Annotated in this window: 9 protein-coding genes and 2 tRNA genes; 6 read left to right on the top strand and 5 right to left on the bottom strand. The window is 73.9% G+C overall.

The features are described 5' to 3' along the window. The 4 genes from RM425_RS15985 to RM425_RS15970 form a co-directional block, all read right to left on the bottom strand. Nucleotides 1-2,444, bottom strand: a 2,444-nt coding sequence (locus tag RM425_RS15985) for a transglycosylase domain-containing protein (protein WP_311346204.1), incomplete at its 3' end; no start/stop codon positions are given. 244 nt (nt 2,445-2,688) lie between these two features. Then, nucleotides 2,689-2,761: transfer RNA gene (locus RM425_RS15980), tRNA-Arg, on the bottom strand. Between the two features lie 20 nt (nt 2,762-2,781). Next, nucleotides 2,782-2,870 (bottom strand) — tRNA-Ser (locus RM425_RS15975). A 178-nt stretch (nt 2,871-3,048) separates the two neighbouring features. After that, nucleotides 3,049-4,218, bottom strand: a complete 1,170-nt coding sequence (locus RM425_RS15970) for an MFS transporter (RefSeq protein WP_311346203.1) — start codon at nt 4,216-4,218, stop codon at nt 3,049-3,051. A gap of 143 nt (nt 4,219-4,361) precedes the next feature. Here RM425_RS15970 and RM425_RS15965 point away from each other — a divergent pair, with 143 nt between their 5' ends. From RM425_RS15965 to RM425_RS15950, 4 genes are all read left to right on the top strand, one after another. Then, a complete protein-coding gene (locus tag RM425_RS15965) occupies nt 4,362-4,895 on the top strand; it encodes a CGNR zinc finger domain-containing protein (RefSeq protein ID WP_311346202.1) in 534 nt (177 codons plus the stop codon). A 166-nt stretch (nt 4,896-5,061) separates the two neighbouring features. Further along, on the top strand, nt 5,062-5,352 hold the full coding sequence (locus RM425_RS15960; protein ID WP_311346201.1) for a hypothetical protein: 291 nt from the start codon (nt 5,062-5,064) through the stop codon (nt 5,350-5,352). A 10-nt stretch (nt 5,353-5,362) separates the two neighbouring features. Beyond that, nucleotides 5,363-6,079, top strand: a complete 717-nt coding sequence (locus RM425_RS15955) for an SGNH/GDSL hydrolase family protein (protein ID WP_311346200.1) — start codon at nt 5,363-5,365, stop codon at nt 6,077-6,079. A gap of 66 nt (nt 6,080-6,145) precedes the next feature. Further along, nucleotides 6,146-7,576 (top strand): phosphatase PAP2 family protein, encoded by a 1,431-nt coding sequence (locus tag RM425_RS15950; protein WP_311346199.1) that lies wholly within the window; start codon nt 6,146-6,148, stop codon nt 7,574-7,576. 4 nt (nt 7,577-7,580) lie between these two features. Here the strand turns inward: RM425_RS15950 and RM425_RS15945 are convergent, their stop codons facing one another. Next, nucleotides 7,581-8,156 (bottom strand): potassium channel family protein, encoded by a 576-nt coding sequence (locus RM425_RS15945; protein ID WP_311346210.1) that lies wholly within the window; start codon nt 8,154-8,156, stop codon nt 7,581-7,583. A gap of 258 nt (nt 8,157-8,414) precedes the next feature. Between RM425_RS15945 and RM425_RS15940 the strand changes: the two genes are divergently transcribed. Then, nucleotides 8,415-8,960: a DoxX family protein gene (locus RM425_RS15940; protein ID WP_311346198.1), complete on the top strand. Its 546-nt coding sequence runs from the start codon at nt 8,415-8,417 to the stop codon at nt 8,958-8,960. Between the two features lie 12 nt (nt 8,961-8,972). Beyond that, nucleotides 8,973-10,010 carry a PHP domain-containing protein gene (locus RM425_RS15935; protein ID WP_311346209.1) on the top strand — a complete coding sequence of 346 codons (1,038 nt, stop codon included), beginning with the start codon at nt 8,973-8,975 and terminating at the stop codon, nt 10,008-10,010. Nucleotides 10,011-10,093 lie beyond the last annotated feature (83 nt).

The following is a 10,093-nucleotide window of genomic DNA, read 5'->3' as shown; positions in this document are numbered from 1 at the left end:
GGCGTAGGCACCGGTGCGGGCGCGGGTGCCGGGGCCGGGGCTACCGGCTCGGGCGCGGCTGCCGGCGCCGGGGCCACCGGCTCGGGCGCGGGTGCCGGCGCCGGGGCCACCGGCTCGGGGGCCCGTCGCGGCTGCGGTTCGGGGGTCGGTTCCGGGGACGGGGGCGGGGGCGGCGGCGTCCACCGGGCGCCGTTGCTCACCAGGACCGCCACCGGCTGGTCCGTGCTGGCGATCGCACCGGGCCCCGGCTGCACCGCGACGACGATGCCGGGCCGACGGGCGCTGTCGACCGGCGTGACCGCGGCGGCCAGCCCGACGCCGGAGAGCAGCGCGCGGCAGCGGTTCTCGCCGGCCCCGATGCAGCCGCGGGGGACGGTCTGGCGGGTGCCGTCGACGTACCGCGGGTCGGCCGGGGCGAACGGCGCATCCGGCCAGGCCGACAGGATCGGCGCGAGCGCGTCGTGCCAGATCTGCGCCGCTTTGCCGCCGCCGTAGCCGCCGACGTCCCGGTTGGCCACCGGGTCGTAGACCATGACGGCCGCGGAGACCTGCGGGGTGAAGCCGGTGAAGGCGACCGAGAAGTTGTTCTGCGTGGTCCCGGTCTTGCCGGCGATCTGGTGGCCGGGGACGTAGGCGCGGCTGCCGGTCTGCCCGGGGAAGCCCGGCTCGACGTCCTTGCGCAGCGCCTGCGCCAGGGTGTTGGCCAGACCCGGGGGCACGACCTGCTCGCAGGACGGCGACCCGCCCAGCGGCCGGCCGTCGTCGTCGGTGAGGGGCCGCCCGTCGCGATCGAGCACCTCGTCGATCGGCGTGGGGGCGCAGCGCACCCCACCCGAGGCGAGGGTGGCGTAGGAGCTGGCCAGCGCCAGGGGGCTGGTCGCCTCGGCGCCGAAGGTGAACGACCCGCGGTTCTCCGCGACGATCGTGTCGGCCACCGGGTCCAGCGACGTGAGCCCCAGCCGCTGGGCCATGCGCACCGGCGCCTCGACCGAACCCAGCTGGTCCTGCAGGGCGAGGAAGTAGGTGTTGGAGGAGCGGTACAGCGCCTCCTCCATGGTGAGCGTGCTCGGGAAGCTGCCGACGTTCTCCACGTCGTACGGACCGTCACCGTCCTCGTACACGCGGGAGACGTAGGGGTCCGGCGTCGTGATGCGGTGGTCGAGGCCGTATCCCTGTTCCAGGGCCGCGGCCGCGGTGAAGGTCTTGTAGAGGGAACCCGCGCCCTGACCGGCGGCCAGCGCCAGGTTGACCGACGTCCGCGTGGGGTCGCCGTCGACGGCGCCGAAGACCCGGTTCACCGCCATCGCCAGCACGCGGCCGGTGTTCGGCTCGACGGCGGTGTAGATCCCGGCCCGCGGGTCCTCGGGCGCCAGCGTGGTCCGCACGGCGACCCCGCCGTGCCACTGCATTGCGGGGTCGAGCGTGGTGCGCACGGTGAGCCCGCCGGTCTCCAGCCGCTCGCGGTCCAGGCCGAGCTCACCGGTGAGGTACTTCATCACGTAGTCGCAGAAGAAGCCGCCGAACAGAGCCTCCCGGCAGCCCCGCGCGGGACCTTCGCCCGGCTGCAGGACGACCGGGGCGGCGCGGGCCTCGTCGGCCGCCTGCTGGTCGACCATGTCCAGCTCCACCATGCGGGCCAGGACGACGTCCCGGCGCTCGGTGGCCAGGTCCGGTGCGACGAAGGGATCGTAGGTGGACGGGCTCTGCACGAGACCGGCCAGCGTGGCGGCCTGGGCCAGGGTCAGCGCGTCGGGCGTTACGCCGAAGTAGGCCTCGGAAGCGGCCGCCACCCCGTAGGCGCCGGCACCGAAGTACACGCGGTTGAGGTAGCGGGTGAGGATCTCGTCCTTGGTGTAGCGCCTCTCCATGCCGAGGGCCAGCTGCGCCTCCCGGAGCTTGCGGCCCACGCTCTGCTCGGTGGCGCCCTCCCGGCCCTCGGCGTCGGTCGCCGACTGGAGCCGGATCTGCTTGACCAGCTGCTGGGTCAGCGTCGACCCGCCCTGGACGACGTCGCCTGCCGCGACGTTGGTGACCAGCGCCCGCGCCAGCCCCTTCCCGTCGACGCCGGCGTGCTCGTAGAACCGGGCGTCCTCGATCGCGACCAGGGCGTCCTTCATGACCGGTGCGATCGCCTCGCTGGGGACCACCGTGCGGTTGCGCCGGAACAGCTCGGCGATGAGGGAGCCGTCGGCGGCGAGGATGCGGGTGTTGCCGGGCGGCGTCCGGTCCAGCAGGTCGTCGCCCGCCGGCCGGAACACGTCGGCGGTGGTGCGGGTGGCCATGGCGGCGCCACTGACCAGCGGCCAGGCGAGACCGGCGGTGAGCGCGCCGGCCGTGACGACGCCGACCAGCAGGAGCAGCATCGCCCGGAACCGGCGCGGGGGTGCGAGCGGGGCGTGCTCGACTGCGGGCAGCGGCAGTCCACCGGGAGAGGGGACGGGCACGGAACTCCTTCGACGGCGGCAGGGCTCGGCCCGCCGCGAAGGGCGGGCCACCTCTCTCCGGTGCCCGCCCCGCACCCGTTTCCCTACGGGCTCGGGCGAAATGTCACGTGACGGCAAAGAGACGACGCCGTACGGCGCCGTCGTCACCGGATCGCAACGTCTGCGGTGGCGCGCACTCCCCGCACGACGAAGCGGCCCCGCACTTCCGTCGAAGTGCGGGGCCGCTCGGTGTCTCAACCAGACGTGCACCCGAAGGGATTCGAACCCCTAACCTTCTGATCCGTAGTCAGATGCTCTATCCGTTGAGCTACGGGTGCCGATGTTCAGTTGTCGTGCGCGGAGGCTCCGGGATTTGAACCCGGGATGGGGATTAACCCAAACCGCATTAGCAGTGCGGCGCCATAGACCGGACTAGGCGAAGCCTCCCAGGGTCCGAGTGTCCTCGTAACCGCCGACGGAGAGACTACCAGCGCCCCGGACGTCGTCCCCAGGGGGCCGGACCGCCGCCGGTCCGCTTGGTCCCGGCGCCGAGTGCGACGAACTGGTGGCGATCAGGCGCTGATGGCCACCACGTCGTCGCACTCGCTGCGGCAGTCCGTGCCGGTCAGGCGGTGACGGGCTCGGGGACGGCGTCCGGCGTGAGCACCGAGGGACGACGCCCCGGCACCAGCGTGATGCCGACGGCGACCGCGGCGCCGACGGTGGCCAGCGCGAGGCTGCCGCTGACCCCGAAGCGCCCCTCGATGAGCGCACCGCCGAGGGCCGCACCGACGGCCGAGGCGCCCACGGTGATGGTGGAGAGCCAGGTGAAGGCCTCGGTGGTGGCATGGTCGGGCGCCATGGAGCCGACGAGGGTGTTCTGCACGGTCAGGGTGGGCGCGATCGCCGTCCCACCCAGGAACAGCAGCACCCCCAGCGCCCACGGGCTGGAGATCCAGGCCAGGGGCGCCAGTCCGATCGTGACGCCGAGCAGCAGCAGCCGGTACTGCCGGGGCAGCGACATGCTGAGCACCCGCGCGCCGAACCACAGGCCGCCGATGGTCGAGCCGAGCGCCCACAGCGCGAGCAGCAGCCCCGACATGCCGGGCGCGCCGATCCGGTCCGCGAACGCCGGGACGGCGACCTCCAGCGCACCGAACCCGAGCATCAGGGCCGCGCCGCTGAGCAGCAGCCGCGGCATGCCCGGGGTCCGGACGGTGGAGAACATCCCCGAGCGCACGCCGGCCACCGGTACGTAGGCGCGGGTGGCCGCGGACGTGGCGATGCCCAGCGCGCCGCCGACGGCGAGGACGCCCGCGACGCCCACGGCCAGGGCGGGCGAGGCGAAGACGGCGAGCGTGGCGACCAGGGACGGGCCCACGACGAAGACCAGCTCGGTCGCGGTGGCGTCCAGCGCGTAGGCGGTGGGGCGGATGCGCGGGTCGACGCGCGACCACAGCGCACGCACGGTGCCCGACACCAGCGGGGTGGCCGCACCGGCGCCGGCCGACGCGGCGACGACGGCGGCGTCGGGCGCCCCGCCGAGGGCGACGGCGATCAGCAGGGCGAGCAGCAGCGGATAGGCGGCCGCCTGCGCGAGCAGGATCGAGCGCGGACCGCGGCGGTCGGCGAGTCGGCCGAGGACCGGTGCCATGACCGCCGAGGCGACGCCGAGCGTCGCCGCCGCGAGCCCGGCCACCGCGTACGAGCCCGTCTGCTGCTGCACCATGAGCAGCAGCGCCAGCGGCACCATGGCCGAGGGGAGCCGGCCGGCGAAGCCGGCGAAGAGCAGCACGGGGGCGGACGGAAGCCGCCAGACAGGGAGGTAGGCACGCACGGCGGAGCTCGTTTCACACTTGCTGGGAAGGAATCGGTAGGGGGCCAAATGCGGTTGACCACCTACGACGGCGACGGTAGCACGGATCAGTAGGGAGTCACATGGATTACGACACCTACGGGTCGACTGCGGTGGAGCTGGCCATCGAGCTGGCCAACACCGAGCGCAGCGACCCGGGGTGGGCGCGCGACTTCCTGGACACCCACCACGAGTGGTTCAGCCCCGGCACGTCGTTCGACCTCTCCCCCGGCGAGATCCACCGCGCCGCCGCGACGGCGGGCCTCGTGCGCACCGTCGCCCTGGCCGAGTCGCAGGCCGACGTCCTGGACCGGCTCAACGAACTCCTCGCGCTGGCCCGGCCGCGGCCCTACGCCACCGACCACGACGGCGAGCTGCACCTGCACTACGCCCGCCCCGACTCCCCCGCACTGGAGCAGCTGACGACGACGGTGGCCATGGGCCTCTCGCAGGTGGTCGTGCAGCACGGCTGGCAGCGCCTGGGCGTCTGCGCGGCCGAGAACTGCGACGACGTCTACGTCGACACCTCGCGCAACGCCAGCCGCCGGTACTGCTCCAACACGTGCGCCAGCCGCTCCACCGTCGCCGCCTACCGCGCCCGCCAGAAGACGGAGTAGCACGGGGCCCGCGGCGCGGGACAGGTCCATATTCCGGATCGTCATCGTCCGTTCTGCGGTCACTGCAGCGGGTGAACCCCCAGGTGAGAGACGCGCACTCACCCGATCGGGTGAACGGCCGCGAACCCGGTTCAGCGGGTGATGATCGCATCCGAACTTCCCGGACATGAGCAGGTACCGGACGACGACGGCGATGCCCTCCGCCCATCTCTTCGGAGCGACGTCCGCGCTCCGCCACCAGCTGGAACGCCAGATCACCGCCGACGACGCGGAGGCCGTGGCCGACTGGTCGACGCTGCGCGTCGTCGGGCCCGTCGAGACGTTCGGCCCGCACGGCACGGTGCAGTTCGAGTACCGCGGTTCGGTCGAGCCCCGCCGTCGGCCGTCGCCACTGCCCAACCGGACAGCTCACGCCGGTACGGCCCGTCCGACGTCGCCGGGACGCTCGTCCACGTAGCGTGCGGGCCATGACGCGGGCGCGCCTTCGGATCGCCGCGGCGATCAGCCTGCTCGTGGTGGGAGCAGCCGTCTTCGGGGTCGCCGCCTGGCCGGGCCGTGGCGGGACCGAGGCCTCGCAGGCCGACGAGGACCCGTGCGCCGGCACTCTCGAGGAACGGGAGCGGCAGCTGGCCGAACCCGTCACCACCGGCAGCCCCACCATCGCCGTGCTGGGCGACTCCTACACGCAGGGCACCGGCCTGTCCGGCCCGGAGCAGGCGTGGCCGACCGCGCTCGGTGAGCAGCTCGGCGCCCGGGTGGTCGTCGACGGGGTGGGCACGACCGGCTTCACGACCGCCGGCTGGTGCATCCACTCCCCGCTCACCTACGGCGCCCGGCTGGCCTCCGATCCGCCCGACGCCGAGGTCGTCGTCGTACAGGGCGGCGTCAACGATTCGCTGCTCGGCGATCCGGACCAGGTGGCCGCGGCTGCCGGCGACGTGCTCGGCGACCTGCAGGACGTGCCCGTCGTGGTGGTCGTGGGCCCACCGGCCGTCCCCGGGGCCGATCCGGGGGAGCTCGGCACCATCGACGCCGCGCTGCGCCAGGCCACCTCGGACGCCGGTCGGGTGTACGTGCCGCTGGCCGGCGCGGGCATCGAGCTGCTCGACGACGAGCTGCACCCGACCGAGGCGGGGCAGCAGCGGATCGCCGAGCTGGTGGCCGCCGCGATCGAGACGGCCTAGCCCGAGGGGACCGGCGCCTCATCCGAGGACGCAGCCGGGGCGCGCGGGCTCCACTAGCGTCCGGCCGTGCCTCCCGCCCGGAACCTGGACGCCCGCCTGCACGCCTTCATCGGCGGGCTGCCCAGCTCCCCCGCCGACCGGTGGCTCTACCGGCTCACGACCGCGGCCAACCACGGCCGGCTGTGGCTGGCGATCGGCGGCCTGCTGGCGCTGCGCCGGGGCGGCCTGCGCCGGGGCGCGCTGCGGGGGGCCGGCTCGATGGCGATCACCAGCGCGCTGGTCAACGCCGTCCTCAAGACGCTGTTCCGGCGCGGGCGGCCCGTGCACAGCGGTCACCCCGACCGGCTGCTGCGCCGCTCGCCCACGTCGTCGTCGTTCCCCAGCGGGCACTCCGCCTCCGCCGCGGCCTTCGTCACCGGGCTCGCGATGGAGTCGCTGCCGGCCGGTGCCGCGCTGGCCCCGGTCGGTCTCGCCGTCGGGTATTCGCGGGTGCACGTGGGGGTGCACTACCCCGGGGACGTCGCCGCCGGCTTCGCCGTGGGGGCGGGCGTGGCCGCCGCCACGCAGCACTGGTGGCGGGTGCGGCCGACGGACCCGGCCCGGGTGCGGCCGGCGTCCACGGCGCCCGCCCTGCCCGACGGCGAGGGCCTGACCGTGGCGGTGAACCCCCGCAGCGGCCCCGACGACTACGACCCCGCCGAGGACATCCGCCGGCTCCTCCCCCGCGCGCAGGTGCTGGAGACGACGGAGGAGACCGGCGTCGACGAGCTCCTGGGGACGGCGGCCCGAGACGGCGCCCGGGCGCTGGGCGTGGCCGGGGGCGACGGCAGCGTGGCCGCGGCCGCCGCGGTCGCGCTCGAGCACGGACTGCCGCTCGCGGTCATCCCCGCCGGGACGCTCGACCACTTCGCCCGCGACGTCGGCCTGCTCACCCCGACCGACGCCGTCGACGCGGTGCTGGCCGGGGAGGCGGTCACCGTGGACGTCGCCGAGGTCAACGGGACGCCGTTCCTCAACACCTCGAGCATCGGCGCCTATCCGGAGATGGTGCGCCGCCGCGACCGGCTCGCGGGGCGGCTGGGCAAGTGGCTGGCGCTGACCGTGGCAGCCGCGCAGGTGCTGCGCACCGGGACGCCGGTGGAGCTCGACGTCGACGGACACCGGCTGCGGGTCTGGATCTTGTTCGTCGGCAACTGCCTCTACACCCCGCGCGGGCTGTCGCCGGCCTGGCGCCCGCGGCTGGAGGACGGCCTGCTCGACGTGCAGTACCTGCGCGCGGACCTGCGGTTCGGCCGCACCCGCGCGGTGCTCGCCACGTTGCTCGGGGTCAGCGAGCACACCCGCTGCTACGGCAAGTTCCAGGCGCGCGAGCTGGCGGTGGTCTCCCGGTCCGGTCCGCAGCGGGTGGCCTACGACGGCGAGATGGGGGCGCCGGCCACCGAGTTCCGGTTCGGCAAGCGCCCCCCGCTGACCGTCTACTGCTGCCGCAGCCGCTGACGGCTCAGTCCAGGTCGACGAACCGCTCGACGTCGCGGGGCCTACCGGCGATCACGATCTCGGCGCCGTAGGTGAGCACGGTGTCCAGGCCGGCGTGGGTGAAGCTGCTCGCCGTCTCCGGCTTGACCGAGACCACCGTGACGTTGTGCCTCTTCCGCAACCGGGACTCGCCCAGCGGGACGCCGACCAGCTCCCGCGGTGGCAGGGTCTTGGCGAACACCCACTCCGGGTCGAGCTCGACCCAGTCCAGCAGCCGGCCGGAGACCAGGTGGGCGACCCGCTCCCCCATCTCGTGCTCGGGGAACACCACGTGGTGGGCGCCGATGCGCTCGAGGATCTTCGCGTGCTGGCCGCTCAGCGCCTTGACCCAGATGTCGGGGATCCCGAGGTCGACCAGCAGCGCGGTGGTCAGGATGCTGGCTTCCAGGTCGGTGCCGATGCCCACCACCACACGGGTGAAGTCGGCGATCCCGATCTCCTCCAGCGCCTCGACGTCGGTCGAGTCGGCGACGACCACCTGGCCGAGCTGCCCGGCCAGCCGCTGGACCTGCGCGGGTGGCGGCCGACACCGCCGGCCGATCGTCCGCGGCGCGGGCTGATCGAGGCGGGAACGCTCACGGGGCGGCTCGCCGGGTCACGCGCCCTGCGGGGAACACGGCGCACACCCTGGCACAGCCCAGCGATCCGCTCGTCGACGCCCGGTCGCTGTGCGGGTCCATGCGGCCGAGAAGCGGATGTCGGCGGTGATCACTACGGTCCACCACAGGGATTGCCCGCGCACCGCGCCGGGCACTGCACGACCCGACGTCCACCGAGGTACAGAGGGAAAGAGGTCACCATGCTGGTCCGCCGGATCGCCCGGCCCCTGCTCGCCGCCCCGTTCATCTACGGCGGCATCAGCACCCTGCGCAAGCCGCAGGACCGCGTCCCCGGGGCCGCCCCCGTCGTCGAGAAGATCGCGGAGACCGCCGACAAGCAGCTCCCCGTGCAGGTGCCCCGCGACGTGCAGCAGTGGGTGCAGGCCGACGCCGCCGTCAAGGTCGCCGCCGGTTCGCTGTTCGCGCTCGGCAAGTTCCCGCGGCTGACCGCGCTGGTCCTGTCGGCGTCGATCGTGCCGACGACGCTGGCCGGCCACCGGTTCTGGGAGCACGAGGACCCGACCGAGCAGTTCGGGCAGATCTCGAACTTCCTGAAGAACACCGGCCTGCTCGGCGGGCTGCTGCTGGCCGCCGTCGACACCGAGGGCAAGCCGTCGGTCGGCTACCGCGCGCGCCGGGGCGCCAAGGCCGCAGCCGCCGCGACCGAGGCGAGCTACGCGAAGGCCTCCAAGCGCGCCGCCAAGGCGCAGCGGAAGTCCGAGAAGAAGCTCAAGAAGAACCGCTAGCAGGGCCGAGCACTGAGCACCACGCTGGCGCCCGCGGCCGCGCTCCGGAGGATCGCCTTCCTCCTGGAGCGCGCCCGCGAGCCCAGCTACCGCGTGCAGGCCTTCCGCACGGCCGCCGCGGTGGTCGACGGCCTGGGCGAGGACCAGCTCGACCTGAAGATCCGCACGAACACGCTGAAGGACCTCAAGGGCGTGGGACCCAAGACCGCCGCGGTGGTCGTGCAGGCGCACAGGGGCGAGGTCCCCGAGTACCTGGCCAAGCTCGAGCAGGACCTCGCCGAGCTGGTCCCGATGGCCGACGACGTCGCGGAGTTCCGGGCCGCGCTGCGCGGTGACCTGCACCTGCACTCGGACTGGTCCGACGGCGGCAGCCCCATCCGCGAGATGGCCGAGGCCGCCATGGCCCTCGGCCACGAGTACATGGCACTGACCGACCACTCCCCCCGGCTGACCGTGGCCAACGGCCTCTCGCCGGAGCGGCTGGAGAAGCAGCTCGACGTCGTGGCGGCGCTGAACGAGGAGCTCAGCCCCTTCCGGATCCTCACCGGCATCGAGTGCGACATCAACGTCGACGGCAGCCTCGACCAGACCGACGAGCTGCTGGGCCGGCTCGACGTCGTCGTGGCCAGCGTGCACTCCGACCTGCGCGCGGACGCGAAGGCGATGACCGCGCGGATGCTCACCGCCGTCGCCAACCCGCACACCGACGTCCTCGGGCACTGCACCGGCCGGCTGGTCATCGGCCGCCGGCAGCGCAACGGCACGCAGAAGCCGCGCCCGGAGAGCGCCTTCGACGCCGAGGCTGTCTTCTCCGCGTGCGTCGAGTTCGGCACCGCCGTCGAGATCAACTCCCGGCCGGAGCGGCTCGACCCACCCCGCCGGCTGCTCACCCTGGCCGTGGAGCTGGGCTGCGAGTTCGCCATCGACACCGACGCCCATGCGCCCGGACAGCTCGACTGGCAGTACAACGGCGTCGAGCGGGCGATCGAGTGCGGCGTCGAGCCGGACCGGGTGATCAACACCCGCAGCGTCGACTCGCTACTCGGCTAGGTCCAGAGCCGTCACAAGCGGAACACCGAGCTCGGGGGCACGTTCGGGTGCCACCGAGTACCTCGCCCTCAGCGGCCTGGAGT

The sequence above is a fragment of the Blastococcus goldschmidtiae genome (assembly GCF_031845325.1).
Taxonomy (GTDB): Bacteria; Actinomycetota; Actinomycetes; order Mycobacteriales; family Geodermatophilaceae; genus Blastococcus; species Blastococcus goldschmidtiae.
The sequence above is the reverse complement of the archived record's forward strand: the minus strand, read 5'-3'. Positions and strand labels throughout refer to the sequence as shown.

Excerpts from the sequence above, each read along its gene's own strand:
- RM425_RS15955 (WP_311346200.1), top strand. The coding sequence starts at position 5,363 with ATGACGCGGGCGCGCCTTCGGATCGCCGCGGCGATCAGCCTGCTCGTG.
- RM425_RS15960 (WP_311346201.1), top strand. The coding sequence starts at position 5,062 with ATGAGCAGGTACCGGACGACGACGGCGATGCCCTCCGCCCATCTCTTC.
- RM425_RS15965 (WP_311346202.1), top strand. The coding sequence starts at position 4,362 with ATGGATTACGACACCTACGGGTCGACTGCGGTGGAGCTGGCCATCGAG.
- RM425_RS15940 (WP_311346198.1), top strand. The coding sequence starts at position 8,415 with ATGCTGGTCCGCCGGATCGCCCGGCCCCTGCTCGCCGCCCCGTTCATC.